Consider the following 17,814-nt stretch of genomic DNA (forward strand, 5'->3'; position numbering starts at 1 on the left):
TCGTGGAGGGGAAGCCGGTCAGTCGCGTGGGGGAAGCCGGTCAGTTGTGGCCGAACTTCCGCTCCTTCTTGTGGGACACGTGCTCGATGATCGGCCGGGGCGTCTCCCGCACAGCCGATGTCGTCTCCTTCGCCGCCGCCTCGGTCCGGTGTTCGTGGCCGCCCGTTCGGGCGCCCTTGTTCACCCGGGTCTGTTTCTTGCCCACGATGTGCCTCCTGACAGCGGTACTCGGACGCTGGGGCCGTTTTCAGCCTCGCACGCGGGTACGAACGGCGCATGTCAGGGGCTTTCAGCCGCCGAAGGCGTCCTGGAACGCGCCCAGCGTCGCCCGTCCGGCCGTGCGGTCGAGGATCGCGAAGACGATCTCGTCGAAGTGGCCGGCGAACCGGCCGCCGTCCGTCAGGAGCGCCCGGAAGGCGTCGGCGACCTCGGCCGGGTCGTTCTGGAAGACGCCGCAGCCCCAGGCGCCGAGGACGAGCCGTCGGTAGCCGCCCGCGACGGCGGTCTCCAGGACCCGTTCGGCGCGGGACGCGAGGGCGGCCGGGATCCGGTCCGCGCGCTCGGGGGCCTGGCGCCGGACGACACCCGCGTTGGGGGCTGGCGAGGTGAGGAAGCCGACCGTGAACGGCTCGTCCAGGAGGCCGCCGCGGTCGTCGCGGAAGACCGGCACACCGGGCGAGAGGATCACCCGGTCCGTGTAGAAGGCATCCTTCTCCGCCCGGTGGTGGGCGTAGAACTCCGGGGCGCGCAGAAGCGTGGTGTAGAGGGCGGAGGCCCGGCAGACCGCCTCCTCCTGGGCCTGGGCGCCGTTCAGATAGCCGCCGCCGGGGTTGCGGGCGGAGGCGAAGTTCAGGACGGCCACCGGGGAGGCCGGATCCGCCCCCGTCAGGCGGCGGGCGGCGACCAGACTGCTCTCGTCGGTGACCGCGACCGCGGTGGCGCGGCCGGTGTCGGGGACGACGGGGACGGGGCCGGGACCGTACAGACGGGTTCCGGCCAGTGCGGCGCGCAGCTGCTCCTCGATGGAGACGGACCGGCCGCCGGGGGCCCGGTACCGGCCCGCCTCGACGAGCTCCTCGGTCTGCTTCGCGATCCCCCGTAGGCGTGCGCTCATGCCCGGAAGCATGATCGAATCCGCCCTCCGAGGGCAACGGGATATTCACCCTGAGGCCGATGACGCGCTCTTGCACGCCCGTCGGCGGTGGCTTTAGGTGGAATCAGCGCCTATCGGAACAGGAGGAAACGACATGTCGCCGAGCGGTATACCGCGGGGCGGTCAGGCCATAGCCGAGAACGAGGCCGAAGACCTGCTGCGATGTATCTGCTTCAAGACGGGCCCACCCCGCACGGTCGGGGTGGAGGTGGAATGGCTCGTCCACGAGCTGCGTGACCCGCGGCTCCCCGTCCCGCCCGAACGGCTGGGCCCGGCCCTCGACACCGTGCGATCGCTGTCGCTGGCCTCGGCCGTCACCCTCGAACCCGGCGGACAGCTGGAGCTCAGCTCGCCTCCCGCCGGCTCCCTCATGAGTTGCGTCGACACTCTCTCGGCCGATCTGCGCCGGGTACGTGACGCACTCACCCCCCTCGGTCTCTCCCTGAGCGGCTACGGGGTCGACCCCTGGAACGCGCCGCGCGAGCGGATCCTGCGCGAGCCCCGCTACGACGCGATGGAGCAGGCTCTCGACCGTACCGGCCCGGCCGGCCGGGCCATGATGCGCGACTCGGCGTCCGTACAGGTCTGCCTGGACGCCGGCCACGAGGAGCCGGGGCCGCTCGGCTACCACCGCCGCTGGCAGCTGGCCCATCTGCTGGGCGCGGTCCTGGTGGCCGCCTTCGCCAACTCACCCGTCCACGGGGGGCGCCGCACCGGCTGGCGCTCGACCCGGCAGGCCCTGTGGACCGATCTCGACCCGGCGCGGGCGCTCGCCCCCGATCCGAACGCCGAGCCGCGCGCCGCCTGGGCGGCGCACGTCCTCGACACTCCGGTGATGTGCGTACGCGGTGAGGAGGCGCCGTGGGTCGTCCCGGAGGGGCTGACCTTCCGGGAGTGGCTGCGCACCGGGGGGCCCCGGCCGGTCGAGGAGGACGATCTGCGCTACCACATGACCACTCTTTTCCCGCCGGTGCGGCCGCGCGGGCATCTGGAGCTGCGGATGATCGACGCTCAGCCCGGTCTCGACGGCTGGATCGTGCCGGTGGCCGTGACCACCGCGCTGTTCGACGATCCGGAGGCGGCCGAGACGGTCTATCGCGCCGTCAAACCCCTCGCGGAACGGGCCGGTTCGTCGGCCGCTCCGCGTAATCCGCTCTGGCTCGCGGCGGCCCGGGACGGGCTCGCCGATCCCGAACTGCACACCGCGGCGCTGGCCGCCTTCCCGGCCGCACTGGAGGCGCTGCCCCGGATCGGGGCGAGCCCGGCCGTCGTCGGTGCGGTGGCCGCCTTCCACGAGCGGTACGTCCTGCCCGGCAGCTGTCCCGCCGACGACCTTCTGGAGGTGACGTCATGACCGTGACCGACGACCCCGCGGCCCTGCGGCGGCGGGCGCTGGACGCGCTCACCACCGCGCGGGACCGTACCGCGCTCCTCACCTCCTGCGTCGAGGACGACGAACTCACCGCGCAACACTCTCCGTTGATGTCGCCGCTGGTGTGGGATCTGGCCCACATCGGCAACCAGGAGGAGCAGTGGCTGTGGCGGTCGGTCGCGGGGGGTGAGGCGCTGCGCCCGGAGATCGACTCCATCTACGACGCCTTCGAGCATCCCCGTGCCAGCCGCCCCACCTTGCCGCTGCTGCCGCCCGCCGAGGCCCGTGCGTACGCCTCGGACGTACGGGGCCGGGTTCTGGACATCCTCGCGAGCACCCCGCTGGAGGGCCGACCGCTGGTGGAGGCGGCGTTCGCCTTCGGGATGATCGCGCAGCACGAACAACAGCACGACGAGACCATGCTGATTACCCATCAGCTGCGGAGGGGGCCGCAGGCGCTGTCCGCTCCCCCGCCGCCCGCCACGGAGACCGGACCGCTTCCCTCCGAAGTCCTGGTGCCCGGCGGGGCGTTCACGATGGGTACGTCGGACGAGCCCTGGGCCCTGGACAACGAACGGCCCGCGCACACCCGGGTCGTCCCGTCGTTCTTCATCGACACCGTGCCGGTCACCAACGGCTCCTACATGGCGTTCCTGGCCGACGGCGGCTACACCGACGACCGGTGGTGGCACGCCGAGGGCTGGGAGCAGATCCGCAAGCACGACATCGCCGCACCGCTGTTCTGGCGGCGGGACGGCGGGCAGTGGATGCGGCGCCGGTTCGGGGTGACGGAGCCGGTGCCCGAGGACGAGCCGGTGCTGCACGTCAGCTGGTACGAGGCGGACGCGTACGCCCGCTGGGCCGGGCGCAGGCTGCCCACGGAGGCCGAGTGGGAGAAGGCGGCCCGGCACGACCCGTTGAGCGGGCGCTCGCGCCGCTACCCGTGGGGCGACGCCGAGCCGGCGCCCGAGCACGCCAACCTCGGCCAGCGGCACCTGCGTCCGGCCCCGGCCGGCAGCTATCCCGAGGGCGCCTCGCCGCTCGGGGTGCGGCAGCTGATCGGGGACGTGTGGGAGTGGACGGCCAGCGACTTCCTGCCGTACCCGGGGTTCACGGCCTTCCCGTACAAGGAGTACTCGGAGGTGTTCTTCGGTCCCGCGCACAAGGTGCTGCGCGGCGGGGCGTTCGGGGTGGACGCGGTCGCCTGCCGGGGCACCTTCCGCAACTGGGACCTGCCGGTGCGTCGGCAGATCTTCTCCGGTTTCCGGACCGCACGGGACGCGGAGCTCGCCTGATGTGCCGTCATCTGGCCTACCTGGGGCCGACGGTGGCGCTGGGCGAGGTGCTGATGCGGCCGCCGCACGCGCTGTACCGACAGTCCTGGGAACCCCGCAGGCAGCGGTACGGAACGGTCAACGCGGACGGGTTCGGGATCGGCTGGTACGCCGAGGACGACCCCGTGCCCGCGCGCTACCGGCGGGCCCTGCCGATCTGGTCCGATCCCTCGTTCGTGGACCTCGCGCGCGTGGTGCGCGCCGGTGCGTTCCTCGCGGCCGTACGGGACGCGACGCTGCCGGGGGCGGACGGGGAGGCCGCGGCGGCTCCGTTCGGCTCGGGCCCGTGGCTGTTCAGCCACAACGGGGCCGTGGGGGGCTGGCCCGGCTCGCTCGCCGCGCCCGCGGCCACGCTGCCGGCCGCCGAGCTGCTCGCCCTGGAGGCACGTACCGATTCCGCCCTGGTGTGGGCGCTGGTGCTGCACCGGTTGCGGGCGGGCGACGGCCTGGAGCGGGCGCTCGGGGACACGGTGGTGGAGGTCGCCGACGCGGCCCCCGGCTCCCGGCTGAACCTGCTGCTCACGGACGGCGCCACCATCACGGCGACCACCTGGGGGGACTCCCTCTGGTACCGGACGGAGCCCGGCCCGCCGGGCGTCGTCCGCACGGTCGTCGCCTCCGAACCGTACGACGACGACGCGCGCTGGCACGAGGTGCCGGACCGCACGCTGCTGACCGCCACCCGTACCGACGTCACCCTCACCTCGCTCAAGGAGCCGTCCTCGTGAGCCCGTTCCAGCTGACCCGCACCCTTCCCGAGGACGCCACGGAGGCCGATCTGCGCGCCGACGTCCTCCACGGTCTGACCCGTACGCCCAAGGAGCTGCCGCCGAAGTGGTTCTACGACGCGCGCGGCAGTGAGCTGTTCGAGGAGATCACCCGGCTCCCCGAGTACTACCCGACCCGTGCCGAACGGGAGATCCTGATCGCGCGGGCGCCGGAGATCGCGGCGGCGACGGGGGCAAGGACCCTGGTCGAGCTGGGGTCGGGTTCGTCGGAGAAGACGCGCTTCCTGATCGACGCCCTGCTGCCGGAGCTGGCCGCCTATGTGCCGGTGGACGTGAGCGAGTCGGCGCTGACGGGGGCGGCCGAGGCGCTGCTCGAGGAACGGCCGGGGCTGCACATCCACGCCCTGGTCGCCGACTTCACGCGGGGCCTCGCGCTGCCCGGAACGCCGGGACCGCGCCTGGTGGCGTTCCTCGGCGGCACGATCGGCAATCTGCTGCCCGCCGAGCGCGCGCTGTTCCTGCGCTCGGTGCGCGCGATGCTGGCGCCGGGCGACGCGCTGCTCCTCGGCACGGACCTGGTGAAGGACGAGGCGACGCTGGTCGCCGCGTACGACGACGCGGCCGGGGTGACGGCGGCGTTCAACAAGAACGTGCTGTCCGTGATCGCCCGGGATCTGGACGCGGACGTGGAGGCGGACGACTTCGACCACGTGGCGCTCTGGGACCGGGAGCGGGAGTGGATCGAGATGCGGCTGCGGGCGCGTCACGCGCTCACGGTGAAGATCCCGCAGCTGGATCTCGTGGTGCCGTTCGAGGCCGGTGAGGAGATGCGGACGGAGGTGTCGGCGAAGTTCCGTCAGGCGGGCGTGCGCAGGGAGCTGGCCGAGGCCGGGCTCGAACTGACCCGCTGGTGGACGGACGAGGAGGGGCGGTTCGCGCTGTCGCTGGCGACGGCTCGCTGAGCCGCCCGAGCGAGCGCCCGCCGGTTCGGATACTGGATCGTGGACATGGGATCCAGTATCCGGACCTCGGCGGTGACGCCGCGGGCCGCCACGACCCGCCAGAGCGAGGCGGCGAGCGGATCCTCCCCCACGAACGCGGCGGGCCCGACCGGCCGGTACTCCAGCCGCACCGGAAGCACCGGTGCGGACGCGTCGAGAGCCGCCTGGAAGGCGGCGTGCCGGAAGGCGCCGCCGCCCCGCCCGCACCAGGTCGAGCCCTCCGGGAAGACGATCACCCGGCCGCCGCCCGCCATGGCGTCGGCCATCGCCCGCACGGTGCCGGGCAGGGCCCGCAGCCGGTCGCGGTCGATGAAGAGGGTGCCGCCCCACGCCGCGAGCGGGCCGAGCACCGGCCACTGCCCGACCTCCCGCTTGGCGAGCATGCGCCCTGGCAGGACGGTGGCGACGAGCGGGATGTCCAGCCAGGAGATGTGGTTGGCGACGACCAGGAAGGGTCCGTCCGCCGGCGCCGGGATCCCGGTGACCTTCAGTCGGACACCGAAGGCCCGCAGGACCAGCCGGCACCACACCCGGACGAGCGCCCGCCGGCCCGCCGCCGGCAGCGGCGCCGTCAGGGGCGCGAGCAGCAGCCCGGCGAGGACGGTGGCGATGCCCAGGGCCAGCCTGAGCGCCGCGAGGACGGACCCGGCGACCGCACCGGAGTGCCGCGCGCAGGAGTCGGGCGCGCAGGGGGACGTCGGGAGCCAGGGACTGACGGGGCCGGCGGTGGTCACTGCGCCGGGGCGAGGGAGAGGAAGTGGCGCAGGTAGCGGGGGTTGGTGTTGCGCAGCGACAGCAGGACGTAGAGGTCGGCCACGCCGAAGTCCACGTCGTGCGCGGGCGCGCCGCAGACCCAGGCCCCGAGCCGGATGTAGCCGCGCAGCAGCGGCGGGAGCTCGACGCGGCCCTCGGGGCGGGCGATCCCGTCCGGGGTCCAGAGCTTGTGCGGGGTGACCCAGTACTCCTCGGGGGCGAGGTGCCTGGCCTTGACCCGGTCCCAGGTGGCCGCGGCGAGCGAGCCCCCGTCCGCCAGCGGCACCGAGCAGCACCCGGCGAGCCAGTTGTGGCCGGTACGGGTCATGTAGCGGGCGAGCCCGGCCCAGATCAGGGCGATGACGGCGCCGTTGCGGTGGGCGGGGTGGACGCAGGAGCGGCCGACCTCGACGAGGTCGTCCCGGATGGAGCCGAGACGGCCGAGGTCGAACTCGCTCTCGGAGTAGAGGCGCCCCGCGATCCGGGCGCGGTCGGGCGGCAGCACGCGGTACGTGCCGACGACCTCGCCGGTGGCCTCCTCACGGACGAGGAGGTGGTCGCAGTAGGCGTCGAAGGCGTCGATGTCGAGGCCCGGCTCCGGTCCGTCGAGGTGGGCACCCATCTCGCCGGCGAAGACCTGGTGACGCAGACGTTGGGCGGCGCGGACGTCGTCCTGGTCGCGGGCGAGACAGACGACGTAGCGGGGCTGCTCCTCCGTGGGCCGCTCCGCGGCGAGGGGCTGCTCCTGCGGCTGCGGCTGTGCGGGGACCCCGGTGAGGGGGACGCTCATGAGCGGGACACCGGCCGGGACGGGGACAGCGGGTGCGACAGCGGCTGCGGGTGACGGTGCGGGCATGTCGGGCTCCTCCGGCGTACGGAAGGGGGACGGTGAGGGCCGGACCGGGTGAGCGGTGGTCCGGCTCCTTACTTCTTCCGTGGCCGATTGGATTCGACATGACCGTGCGGGGGATCGCGGGTGTGTATGCGCTGAATGCTGGTCTGCCCTCCCCCTGGAGCCCCCGGGCTATTCGGCGAGGGCCTCCGTGATCCGGGTCGAGGCGGTCCTGGCCGCCTTCTCCGGGTCGTCGCCCTGGAGCACGGCCGTCATGTAGGGCTTGATCGGGTTGGCCGCCTCGACGTCGGCCCACTGCGGCGAGTTCGGCGTGGCCTTGCCGCGCGCGGCGCCGACGGCCATGACGGCGGTGGCTTCCTGGCCCTCGACGACCGAGGCGAGGGAGGTCTTGTTGGGGACGTAGTTCATGGCGCGGGCCAGTTCCGTCTGCCACTTCTCGCCCGCCAGGGCCTTCACGACGTCGATCGCGGCGTTCCGCTCCGGCGCGTTCTCCGGGACGATCAGGTCGGAGCCGCCGGTGAAGACCGCGCAGGGCTGCCCGGCCTTCTTGCCCGGTATCGGGAAGAAGCCGAGCTTGTCCTCGAGCCCCGGGTTGGCCTTGGTGATGGCGGCGACGGCGCTCGGGGTGGCGATGATCTGGGCGACGTCGCCCTTGGCGAAGACCTCCGCCTGGGGCGGTGTCTGCTCGTCGGCGTTCTTGGGGCCGGAGCCGAGCGACTGGAGGTCCTTGTAGAACTCCATGCCGCGCAGCGCCGCCGGGCTGTCCAGGGCCCCGGTCCAGTCGCCGCCCTTGTCCTCGGCCAGCTCGCCGCCCTCGTCCCAGATGAAGCCGGCGAGGGTGTACCAGTCCTGTCCGGCGAGGTAGATGCCCTGGGAGCCGTTGCGGTTGAGCTTCTCGGTGTCGTCGAGCCACTGGGCCCGGGTGGCGGGCGGCTTGGTGACGCCGGCCTGTGCGAAGAGGTCCTTGTGGTAGATCACGACCCGGTTGGCGGCGTACCAGGGAATGCCGTACTGGGACCCGCCGATGCGCCCGGGTTCGGCGAGGCCCGGCAGCCAGTCCTCGCTGCCCAGGTCGCGTACGGACTCCAGGGTCAGGTCGTAGAGCTTGTCGGTGTCCGCGTACTGGGCGACCTGGGTGTTGCCGACCTCGATGACGTCCGGGCCGCCCTCTCCCCGGATCGCCTCGGTGACCTTCTTGCCGATGCCGGTCCAGTCCTGGACCGTGAATTCCAGCTCGATACCGTCGTGTTCGGCCTCGTACGCCTCGGTGAAGCGCTGGAGGAAGTCCTCGCTGACACTGTCGCGCATCAGCCAGACGTTGACCGTTCGGGTGCCGGCGGAGCCGCCGGGGAGGAGCCCGCAGCCCGCGAGGGCGAGGGCGGTCGCGGCTGCCAGGGGACAGACCAGGTGTCGGTTCTTCACGTAGGTCACCTTCTGCGTTCCAGGAATGGAGTGCGGTTGGGTAGCTGACCCGTCGTGGGGGGACCGAACGGCGTGTTCGTGCGGGTGTGTGGGTTGGATTCTGGTCTGGACCAACGAAGCGGTCAAGCCCCGGACGGCCCGGTTCCGGGCAGGCGTGCGGTACACGCCTGCCCGTTACCCCGGGTACGGTCGGGGTGGCCGGGGCGTCAGACGGCCGGTACGGAGTCCTCGAAGGCCGTACCCGCCGTGCGGTAGGCCGCGACCTTGGCGGCCACCTGCGCGGGCGTCAGGACCTGGTCCTTCACGTGCAGGACGTAGTCGACCTTCTGGTCGTAGGACCGCGCCGTGGTCGAGGGCTGGCCGGCGAGGTCGATGAGCCACTGGTTGAAGTTGATGGACATCGGGCGCTCGGGGAGATAGCGGGCGTCGTGGCGGCCGAACTCCTGGCCGTCGACGTGGTAGACGATCGTGTGGTCGTCGATGGTCAGGACGAGGTCGTGCCAGCCGGCGTAACTCGCCCGGACCTCGGAGTGCTGGTTGACCGCCTCCCAGGGGTCGGGCCGGTAGGTCTCCCACGAGGTGGTGTAGAGGATGTTCGCGGGCTCGCCCCAGCCGCCGTTGGGCAGGTACTCGAAGTCGTACTCGGCGTAGTCGTCCGCCATCGGGGCCTTGAGGTCGTTGATGGTGAAGAACGTCTGGACGAGACGGTCGCCGTCCGGGCCGGAGAACGGGGCGTCGGAGAAGCGGACCCGGGCGGCGTACGTGCCGTTCCGGAACTTCGTCGACCGGGTGAGGACCTCGGTCTGCCGGGTCGACTCGGGGGTGCCGGCGGTCGAGGTCCGCAGGTTCATGATCGAGTTCGTGCCCTCCTTGGCGAAGGTCACGTTCTCGGGCGCCCAGGTGGCTCCGGGGACGCCCGGGCCCCCTGAGTTGGAGCGCACGCTCCACCCGTGGGCGGCGATCGACGGGTCGGCGTGCCCGGTGTAGTCGAAGTCGTCGAACAGGGCGGGGCCGTTGGTGGGCGGCGGGGTGGTGGGGTCGGTCGGGGTCGGGGTCGGCTCGTTGCCCGCAGGTGCCGTGCCCCAGACGGGGACGCCCCCGACGGTGGCGGTGACCTTGGTCCAGTTCGCGTACGTGGTCTGCGTCGGGCCGAAGGAGTAGTCGTCGCTCTGGTTCAGCGACTGCCAGTTCGAGCGGTGGAAGCGCAGCTGCATGTCGCCGGTGTCGGCGCCGGGTGCGAGGCTGCCCGCGCCGGCGGTGAAGCCGACCTCCAGATAGCGGTCGGCGGTGGCGGTGGGCTGCGCGAGGGTGCCGAAGGTACCGGTCAGGTTCCCGCAGCCCTTCACCGCCCAGGAGCAGGCGTAGGTGTACGAGGCTCCCGCGTCGGCCTTGAAGTAGTAGCGCAGCTTCACCTGGCTCAACGGGACGCTCGACGCACCGGTGTTGACCACCTTGAACCAGGGCTCCACCTGGTCGCCCCCGGTGGCGCTCTGCCGGTACTGCACGGTCACCGCCTCGCCGGCGGCGGCCGCCGGGAGGGCGGTCAGGGCGGTGGCGCCGAGGCCGGTCACGGCGGCGACGGCGAGCGCGGCGCGTATCCGCAGGCCGGTACGGGCGGTGGGGGTCGTCGCCGCGCCGGAGCTCGTCTCGTCCGCGTGCTTCTCGCTCGCGTGCGTCTCGTCCGCGTTCGTCTCGTCCGCGTTCGTCGGTCGGGTACTCATCAGGTGTCCTCTCCTTGGGCGGAGGTGGGGGAAAGGCGGCGCGGCACCCGGAGGGTGTCGAGCCGGGTCCGGTGGTGGCTCAGCCGGGCCTGGAAGCCGGGCCAGTCCCGGCGTCCGGTCCAGGCGGTCTCGGCGAGGGCGCAGAGCCGGGGGAAGGCCAGGTACTCGGCGTGCGCGCCGGTGGGGACGTACTCCGTCCACAGCTGGGCCTGGGTGCCGAGGACGCGTGCGGACTCCTCCTGGCTCCAGGCTGCGGGTGCGGGGTCGGTGCCGAGCACGGTGCGCAGGTCGACGACGGCGCCGGGCTGGCCGGGCGGCTCGTCGGGGCTCGCCGACTGGGGGTAGTCGAGGTAGGTGGAGCGGTGCGGCGCCATCACGACCTGGTGGCCGCGTCGGGCGGCGGTGCGGCCGTGGGCGGTGTCGCGCCAGGGCATGACGGTGAAGTACGCGGGGAGGTCGGCGCCGGTCTCGGTCCAGCCCAGCGGGTGGCGCCCGGCGTCGCGCAGGTGGCCGCCGATCCGCTCCATGAACCAGCCGTGCAGGGCGTCGGGGCCGTCGAGTCCCTCCTCGGCGGCGCGCCGGCGGGCGGCCGGCGAGGCGTGCCACTCGGTGGTGGGGCACTCCTCGCCGCCGATGTGCACGTACGGCGAGGGGAAGACGTCCATGACCTCGTCCAGGACGTCGCGGCAGAAGTCCAGGGCCTCGTCGTGGACCCCGAGGACGGTGTCGCAGACGCCCCAGCGGTCCCAGACGCGGAGCGTACGGTCGGGCCGGTTGCCGAGCTCCGGGTAGGCGGCGAGCGCGGCCCTGACGTGGCCGGGCATCTCGATCTCGGGCACGACGGTCACCCCGCGTTCGGCCGCGTGCCGTACGAGGGCGGTGAGTTCGGCGCGGGTGTAGGCGCCGCCGTGCGGATGGCCGCCGATCTCGGTGAGCCGGGGGCGGCCGGCGACCGGCATGCGCCAGCCCTGGTCGTCGGTGAGGTGGAGGTGGAGGACGTTGAGCTTGTGGAGGGCGAGGAGGTCGACGTAGCGGTGGAGGAAGGAGACGGGCCGGAAGGTGCGCGCGACGTCGAGCATGGCGCCGCGCCAGGAGAACCGGGGCACGTCGGTGATCTGCACGCACGGGACGGTCCACTCCACACCCGCGACCGGATGGTCGAGCAGGGCCTCGACCGGCAGGAGTTGACGCAGCGTCTGGACTCCGGCGAGCAGGCCTCGGGGGTCCCCGGCCCGTAGGAGGATCCCGTGGGCGCCGACGGTCAGCCCGTACCCCTCGGTCCCGAGGCCGGTGAGGGCGGGGTCGACGGCGAGGACCACGGGCCCGTCCGACCGTTCGGGCAGCCGCAGTCCGGTGGCGGGTCCGACGAGGGTGCGCAGCAGCTCGGCGGCGCCGTGGGCGCCGGGGGCGATCCGGAGGGCGGTGCATTCGTCGAAGGTGAACGTCCCCGGCAGCGGGGAGAGGTGGGTGGGTTCGGGCACGAGCGGGGGCGGGCGCATGGTGGCGGGCTATCCCTTCACGGCTCCGCCGGTCATCCCGGCGGCGACCCGGCCCTGAAGGACCAGGAAGAGGAGGAGGACGGGCAGGGCGAAGAGGGTGGAGGCGGCCATGGTGGCGCCCCAGTCGGTGCCGAAGACGTTGGAGAAGGAGGAGAGCCAGACGGGCAGCGTCCGGTCGTCCTGGTTCTTGATGACGAGCATGTTGGCGAAGGCGAACTCGTTCCAGGCGGTGATGAATCCGAAGAGCGAGGTGGCCATCAGACCGGGCGTGAGCAGCGGCAGCGTCACCCGGCGGAACGCCTCGGCGCGGGTACATCCGTCGACCTGGGCGGCCTCTTCGAGTTCGGCGGGGACGGCGGCCAGGAAGGAGCGCAGGGTCACGATGGTGAAGGGCAGGGTGATCATGAAGTAGATCAGGGTCAGGGTCGCCAGCCGGTCGAGCAGGTCGGCGTCCCGGGCGATGACGTACATGGGGATCAACAGGGCTTCCCAGGGCGCGACTTGGGCGATGAAGACCATCAGAACGAAGGCGCGCCGGCCGCGCCAGCGCATCCGGGCGACGGCGAAGGCCGCGCCGAGCGCCACGAACAGGGCGAGCAGGACGCAACCGGCGGTGACGAGCAGGCTGTTACGCCAGAAGAGCCAGAAGCCGTCCGCCTCGACGGCGTGCGCGAAGTGCTCCAGGGTGAGGGCGGTGGGCAGGAGGACGGGGGTCTCCGCCTGGATGTCGGGGGTGGGCTTGAAGGCGGTGAGGACCATCCAGTACACGGGGAAGACGGCGAGGACGAAGACGATCGCCGCGGCCGTGTTCAGGGGAAGTCGGCGCAGGGCGCGTGCTCTCACGCTGCGGAGTGACGGGGCGCGGGACGACTGGGCGCGGGACGACTGGGCGCGGGGTCTCACCGGTCGGCCTCCTGCCGGAGCAACTGACGGAAGTAGGCGATCAGGACGGCGACCAGGAGGAGCACGGTCAGGGTCGAGACGGCCGAGCCGAGGTCGTAGCGGTGCAGGGACTGGGCCACCCGGTACGCGTAGACGGGCAGCGTGGTCGTCGCGTCGCCGGGGCCGCCGCGGGTGACGGCCCAGATCTGAGCGAAGCAGCGGAAGACCCAGATCACTTCGAGACAGAGGACCAGGCCGAAGAGGGGCCGGAGCAGGGGCAGGGTGATCGAGCGGAAGATCCGGCCGGCCCCCGCTCCGTCGAGCCGGGCCGACTCGTACAGCTCCTCGGGCACGGTCAGCAGGGCGGCGTGCAGGGTGATGGCGGCGAACGGGACGGACTGCCACACCACGAGCAGCACGAGGACGGTGAAGGCGGCGGTGGGGTCGGCGAGCCAGGAGTAGCCCTCGTAGGAGGTGAACCCGAGCCGTACGAGCACCCAGTTGACGACGCCGAGCCGGGAGGCGAAGAGCCATTGGAAGACGGTGGTGGTGGCGATGACCGGGCTGGCCCAGGCGAGGACGAGCCCGCTCGTCACGAGGATCCGCGTCCGCCGGCCGAGCCGCCGCATCATCAGCGCGACGGCGGTGCCGATCACCATGATCAGGACGACGTTGATCAGGGTCCACCAGAAGGTACGCCGGACGACCTCCCAGAACTCCGGGTCCGTGAGGACGGTCCGGTAGTTCGCGAGGCCGACGAACGGGGCTCCGCCGCGGATGAGTTCGCCCATGCCGTAGTGCTGGAAGGAGATCAGCAGATTACGGACGAGGGGATAGCCGAGGAGCAGGGCTCCGCCGACGACGGTCGGCGCGACGAGGAGGTAGGGCCAGAGGGCGGCCCGGCGCCGCCCGTTCACGAGCCGAGGGTCTCGGTGATGCTCTCCGAAGCGTCCTTGGCCGCCCGCGCCGGGTCGGTGCCGGTGAGCACGGCGGTCATGTACTGCTTGATCGGATTGGTGGCCTCGACGGCCGCCCACTGGGGGGAGTTGGGTGTCGCACGACCCTGTGCCGCCCCGGCGGCCATGGCGGCGGTGCCCTCGTCGTCCTGGATGACCCGGGCGAGCGAGGTGCGGTTGGGGACGTAGCTCATCGCTCTCGCCATCTCGGTCTGCCACTTCTCGCCAGCGAGCGCCGCGACGACCTCGTACGCGGCGTCGGGGTTCGCGGCGGCCCCGGGGACGATGAGGTCGGACCCGCCCGTGAAGACGGCGCCTGGCTTGTCGGCCGTCGTGCCGGGGATCGGGAAGAAGCCCAACTTGCCCTTGAGCGCCGGGTTGGCCTCCTCGACGATCTTCGCGCCGCCGGGTACGGCGATGATCTGGGCGACGTCGCCCTTGGCGAAGACGTCGGCCTGCGGGGGCTTGGCCTCGTCGGAGTCCTTGGGGCCCTCGCCGAGCGCCTGGAGCTGCCGGTAGTACTCCATGCCCGCGAGCGCCTGCGGGGTGTCGAGCGCGCCCTTCCACCGTGCGCCGTCCGGGACGGCGAGGTCGCCGCCGTCCTCCCAGACGAAGCCGGCGAGGACGTACCAGTTCTGTCCGGGCAGGTAGATGCCCTGTGTCGGGCCCTTGTCGAGCTTCGTGGTGACGGTGAGCCACTCGGCGCGGGTCTTCGGTGGCGCGGTGACGCCGGCCTTGGCGAAGAGGTCCTTGTTGTAGATCACGACGCGGTTGGCCGCGTACCAGGGGATGCCGTACTGCTTGCCGTCGACCTTGCCGGGCTCGGCGAGGCCGGGCAGCCAGTCGGCGCCGTTCAGCTCGGCGACCTTGTCGCTGAGGTCGCGGACGCCGCCGCTCGCCGCGTACTGCGCGATCTGGGTGTTGCCGACCTCGATGACGTCCGGGGCGTCCTTGCTGGCGAGGGCCGCGGTGACCTTCTCGCCGATGCCCTCCCACTCCTGGATCTGGATGTCGAGCGTGGTACCCCGGTGCGTCGCCTCGAAGTCGGCGCGGAAGCGGGTGAGGAAGTCGTCGGTGACGCTGTCCTTCATGATCCACACGGTGACCGCGCCGGAGCCGGCGGCCTTCGGGTCGTCCGCCGAGCCGCAGGCGGTGACGGAGAGGGCGAGCGTGGCCGCGAGGGCGACGGGGACGGCGAGGGAGCTGAGCTTCACGGGCACCTCGGAAAGAAGTATGTGACCAATTGGTCAAGTGGTCAGCTGCGTGCCCAGAAGGTGGCATGGACCAATCTGACCGTCAACCCCTAGAAAAATATGCGCTGTTCACCTAACCAGTGGTGACCGTCTCTGGCTAGGATGGGGCTTACCAGCTGACCAGTCAGGGGAGCACAGGGGAGCCAGGGAGAGCACATGAAGGACAGCCCCTCGGGCGGGGTGCTGAAACGGGAGCGGGTGCGGGAGCATCTGCTCGGGCTGATCGAGGCACGCGGGCCCGGTGTGGCGATCCCGTCCGAACGCACGCTCTGCGCCGCCCTCGGCGTCTCGCGTCCCACCCTGCGCGCCGCGGTCGACGAACTCGTCGCCACGGGCGCGCTGGTACGGGAGCACGGGCGCGGCACGTTCGTCGCCCCCGCCAAGATCACGCAGCAACTCGTGCCGCTCGACTCGGCGTTCACGGTGCCCCGGGCGGCCGGCACGTGGTCGAGCCGCGTCCTCGAGTCGGCCAGGACGACGGCCGGGGCCCGGATCGGCCGGAAACTCCGCATCTCCCCCTCGGCCGAGCTGCTCTACATCGCCCGGCTCCGCCTGGTCGACGGCTCCCCGATGGCCATCGAGCATCTGCACATCCCGGCGGACCTGCTGCCCGCCGCGCTCACCACCGAGGAGCTGGAGGCCGGTGATCTCTACGAGCATCTGCGCGACCACCACCGGATCCATGTCCGGGAGGCGACCCAGTCCATCGAGCCGACCGTCGTCAGCGAGGACGAGGCGAAGCTGCTGGACATCCCCGTGCTCTCGCCGGCGCTGCTGATCGAGCGCCTCACCCTCGACACCTCGGCGCGGCCCGTCGAGTACGTCCACTCGGTGTACCGGGGCGACCGTTACCGGATCGTCTCGCGGCTGGACTTCACCCAGGGCGGCGTCGTGACCTCGTCGACGGAGGGAGACGCGTACTGAGGGACCTCCCGGAGGGGACGGCGAGCGGGTGCGGGCACGGGCGGGTCCGACGTGTCGCGGACCGGGGCCCGGTGGGGCACCGTGGAACTACCCCTAAGGAGAGGAATCCGGCCCCCATGTCGAACCACACCTACCGCGTCACCGAGATCGTCGGCACCTCCACGGAGAGCGTGGACCAGGCCATCCGCAACGGCATCGAGCGGGCCTCGCAGAAGCTCCGCGGCCTCGACTGGTTCGAGGTGACGCAGGTCCGCGGCCATCTCGTCGACGGCGCGATCGGGCACTACCAGGTCGGACTGAAGGTCGGCTTCCGGCTGGAGGACGACTGACCAGGACGGACGGTCACGTCCGCCCCTCCTTCTCCTGGGCCTCCATGAGCGCCTCCGACGCCACCGCCCAGCGGGCCCGTACGACCGTGAAGCCCGCCTCCTCGGCCGCGTCGCAGACCAGCTCGTCGTCGTCCACCAGCATCCGGATCTCCCGGTCGCGGCCGAGCCGGCGGAGGATCTCCAGCTTCGTCACGCGCGCGGGGCGGAAGTCCCTGTCCCGCCGCATGTGAAGGGCACCGCCCCGCGGAAGGTCGTGGGCGGCGAGCCAGGCCACGGTGTCCCTGCGGCAGCGCTCGGGCCGCCCCGTGAGGTACACGATCTCGCACTCCTCGGCCGCCTCCCGGCACAGCGTGACACCCTCCGCGAGCGGCGGGTCCTGCGGCGCGGCGGCGAAGAACGCCGCCCAGTCGCGCGGTCGGCGCTCCAGGAAGCGCTGCCGGTGCGCCGTGGAGGCGAGGGTGTTGTCGAGGTCGAAGACGGCGAGGGGCCTGCTGGTACGCGTCACACGGACAGCCTAGGGGGAGTGCCCGGACACGACCTGGGCAACCCCGGACCGTGACCGGGCCGCCGCGCCGGGAATCCTCGGCTCCCTCGCGCGTTGAACCCCACGTGACCCTCTCCGCCGACGGCATCCGTCTCTCCGTCCTCGACCGCTCCCGGACCCGGGAGGGCGAGGACGGCTCCGTGGCGCTGCGCGCGACCGTGGACCTGGCGCGGGAGGTGGAGGCGCTCGGGTACCACCGGTTCTGGGTCTCGGAGCACCACAGCGTGCCGGGGGTGGCCGGTTCGGCGCCCACCGTCCTCGCGGCGGCCGTCGCCGCCGCCACCTCCGCCATCCGGGTCGGGACCGGCGGGGTGATGCTGCCGAACCACCAGCCGATGGTCGTCGCCGAGCAGTTCGGCGTCCTCGCCTCGCTGTTCCCGGGCCGGATCGACATGGGCCTCGGCCGTTCGGTCGGCTTCACCGACGGGATCCGGCGGGCGCTCGGCCGGGACAAGGACGACGCCGACCGGTTCGCGGAGCAGCTGGACGAGCTGCTCGGCTGGTTCACGGGGACCCAGACCGCCCACCCTCAGGTGCATGCCCGTCCGGCGGAGGGGCTGCGGGTACCGCCGTACGTCCTGGCGACCGGCGAGGGCGCGTCGATCGCGGCCGAGGCCGGGCTGCCGCTGGTGATCGGCGATCTGCGCGGCCGCGAGCGGATGCTGCGGGCGATCGACGCCTACCGCTCCGCCTTCCGGCCCTCGACCTGGTCCTCGGAGCCGTACGTCGTGATCGCGGGCACGATCGCGGTCGCCGCGACCGAGGAGGAGGCACGGACGCTGCTGGTCCCGGAAGCCTGGTCGCTCGCGTACTCCCGGACGCGGGGCGTCTTCCCGCCGCTGCTGCCTCCGGAGGAGATCGGGCGCATCGCCATGACCGACAAGCAGCGCGGGTTCTTCGCGTCGGGCCTGGAGGGGCACCTGCACGGCACGGAGGAGCAGGTCGGGGACGCGCTGGAGCGGGTGGTGAAGGAGAGCGGGGCGCGGGAGGTGCTGGTGACGACCAGTACGTACGACCGCGCGGCGCTGCTCGACTCCTACCGCCGACTCGCCCGGACGGCGGGCCTGACACCGGCCTGACCAGGGCAAAC

At 72.4% G+C, this 17,814-nt stretch carries 18 protein-coding genes; 7 read left to right on the top strand and 11 right to left on the bottom strand.

The window, feature by feature from the left end:
* Nucleotides 1-40 precede the first annotated feature (40 nt).
* Nucleotides 41-205 (bottom strand): hypothetical protein, encoded by a 165-nt coding sequence (locus ACIPPS_RS08560; protein ID WP_401428464.1) that lies wholly within the window; start codon nt 203-205, stop codon nt 41-43.
* Between the two features lie 84 nt (nt 206-289).
* Entirely contained in the window at nt 290-1,114 is an 825-nt protein-coding gene (locus ACIPPS_RS08565) for a TIGR02452 family protein (protein ID WP_401428466.1), read from the bottom strand.
* Nucleotides 1,115-1,247: 133 nt separating this feature from the next.
* On the opposite strand from ACIPPS_RS08565, the gene egtA reads away from it, so the two are divergent.
* From egtA to egtD, 4 genes are read left to right on the top strand one after another with little or no spacing between them, the layout of a single operon-like run.
* Entirely contained in the window at nt 1,248-2,507 is a 1,260-nt protein-coding gene (gene egtA, locus ACIPPS_RS08570) for an ergothioneine biosynthesis glutamate--cysteine ligase EgtA (RefSeq protein ID WP_401428468.1), read from the top strand.
* Nucleotides 2,504-3,820, top strand: coding sequence for an ergothioneine biosynthesis protein EgtB (egtB, locus tag ACIPPS_RS08575; protein ID WP_401428470.1), 1,317 nt, complete (start codon nt 2,504-2,506; stop codon nt 3,818-3,820). The genes egtA and egtB overlap by 4 nt, the downstream gene beginning before the upstream one ends.
* Nucleotides 3,820-4,587: an ergothioneine biosynthesis protein EgtC gene (gene egtC, locus ACIPPS_RS08580; protein ID WP_401428472.1), complete on the top strand. Its 768-nt coding sequence runs from the start codon at nt 3,820-3,822 to the stop codon at nt 4,585-4,587. The genes egtB and egtC overlap by 1 nt, the downstream gene beginning before the upstream one ends.
* Nucleotides 4,584-5,549 (top strand): L-histidine N(alpha)-methyltransferase, encoded by a 966-nt coding sequence (gene egtD, locus ACIPPS_RS08585; RefSeq protein WP_401428475.1) that lies wholly within the window; start codon nt 4,584-4,586, stop codon nt 5,547-5,549. The genes egtC and egtD overlap by 4 nt, the downstream gene beginning before the upstream one ends.
* On the opposite strand, the gene ACIPPS_RS08590 is transcribed toward egtD, so the two are convergent.
* The 8 genes from ACIPPS_RS08590 to ACIPPS_RS08625 all read right to left on the bottom strand — a co-directional run bounded on the left by ACIPPS_RS08590 (nt 5,444) and on the right by ACIPPS_RS08625 (nt 14,888).
* Nucleotides 5,444-6,322 carry a lysophospholipid acyltransferase family protein gene (locus tag ACIPPS_RS08590; RefSeq protein ID WP_401428477.1) on the bottom strand — a complete coding sequence of 293 codons (879 nt, stop codon included), beginning with the start codon at nt 6,320-6,322 and terminating at the stop codon, nt 5,444-5,446. The genes egtD and ACIPPS_RS08590 overlap by 106 nt on opposite strands.
* A complete protein-coding gene (locus ACIPPS_RS08595; RefSeq protein ID WP_401428479.1) occupies nt 6,319-7,131 on the bottom strand; it encodes a GNAT family N-acetyltransferase in 813 nt (270 codons plus the stop codon). Before ACIPPS_RS08595 ends, ACIPPS_RS08590 begins: the two co-directional genes overlap by 4 nt.
* Nucleotides 7,132-7,365: 234 nt before the next feature.
* On the bottom strand, nt 7,366-8,616 hold the full coding sequence (locus ACIPPS_RS08600; protein ID WP_401428482.1) for an extracellular solute-binding protein: 1,251 nt from the start codon (nt 8,614-8,616) through the stop codon (nt 7,366-7,368).
* 206 nt (nt 8,617-8,822) lie between these two features.
* Complete coding sequence (locus ACIPPS_RS08605; RefSeq protein WP_401428484.1) at nt 8,823-10,337, bottom strand: cellulose binding domain-containing protein; 1,515 nt, start codon at nt 10,335-10,337, stop codon at nt 8,823-8,825.
* Nucleotides 10,337-11,836, bottom strand: a complete 1,500-nt coding sequence (locus ACIPPS_RS08610; protein WP_401428487.1) for a beta-N-acetylhexosaminidase — start codon at nt 11,834-11,836, stop codon at nt 10,337-10,339. Before ACIPPS_RS08610 ends, ACIPPS_RS08605 begins: the two co-directional genes overlap by 1 nt.
* Before the next feature lie 9 nt (nt 11,837-11,845).
* The gene (locus ACIPPS_RS08615; RefSeq protein WP_401428490.1) at nt 11,846-12,679 is read right to left on the bottom strand and encodes a carbohydrate ABC transporter permease; all 834 of its coding nucleotides are present in this window, start codon (nt 12,677-12,679) and stop codon (nt 11,846-11,848) included.
* A gap of 56 nt (nt 12,680-12,735) precedes the next feature.
* Nucleotides 12,736-13,635 carry a carbohydrate ABC transporter permease gene (locus ACIPPS_RS08620; protein ID WP_401428492.1) on the bottom strand — a complete coding sequence of 300 codons (900 nt, stop codon included), beginning with the start codon at nt 13,633-13,635 and terminating at the stop codon, nt 12,736-12,738.
* Nucleotides 13,632-14,888, bottom strand: a complete 1,257-nt coding sequence (locus ACIPPS_RS08625; protein ID WP_401428494.1) for an extracellular solute-binding protein — start codon at nt 14,886-14,888, stop codon at nt 13,632-13,634. Before ACIPPS_RS08625 ends, ACIPPS_RS08620 begins: the two co-directional genes overlap by 4 nt.
* Before the next feature lie 195 nt (nt 14,889-15,083).
* Here ACIPPS_RS08625 and ACIPPS_RS08630 point away from each other — a divergent pair, with 195 nt between their 5' ends.
* A complete protein-coding gene (locus ACIPPS_RS08630) occupies nt 15,084-15,851 on the top strand; it encodes a GntR family transcriptional regulator (protein ID WP_401428496.1) in 768 nt (255 codons plus the stop codon).
* A gap of 116 nt (nt 15,852-15,967) precedes the next feature.
* On the top strand, nt 15,968-16,180 hold the full coding sequence (locus ACIPPS_RS08635) for a dodecin (RefSeq protein WP_401428498.1): 213 nt from the start codon (nt 15,968-15,970) through the stop codon (nt 16,178-16,180).
* A gap of 13 nt (nt 16,181-16,193) precedes the next feature.
* Here the strand turns inward: ACIPPS_RS08635 and ACIPPS_RS08640 are convergent, their stop codons facing one another.
* Complete coding sequence (locus tag ACIPPS_RS08640) at nt 16,194-16,685, bottom strand: hypothetical protein (protein WP_401428500.1); 492 nt, start codon at nt 16,683-16,685, stop codon at nt 16,194-16,196.
* Nucleotides 16,686-16,789: 104 nt separating this feature from the next.
* On the opposite strand from ACIPPS_RS08640, the gene ACIPPS_RS08645 reads away from it, so the two are divergent.
* Nucleotides 16,790-17,803 carry an LLM class flavin-dependent oxidoreductase gene (locus ACIPPS_RS08645; RefSeq protein WP_401428502.1) on the top strand — a complete coding sequence of 338 codons (1,014 nt, stop codon included), beginning with the start codon at nt 16,790-16,792 and terminating at the stop codon, nt 17,801-17,803.
* Nucleotides 17,804-17,814: the final 11 nt, after the last annotated feature.

It is taken from the genome of Streptomyces sp. NPDC090127 (genome assembly GCF_044746945.1).
In the GTDB taxonomy this organism is placed as follows: domain Bacteria; phylum Actinomycetota; class Actinomycetes; order Streptomycetales; family Streptomycetaceae; genus Streptomyces.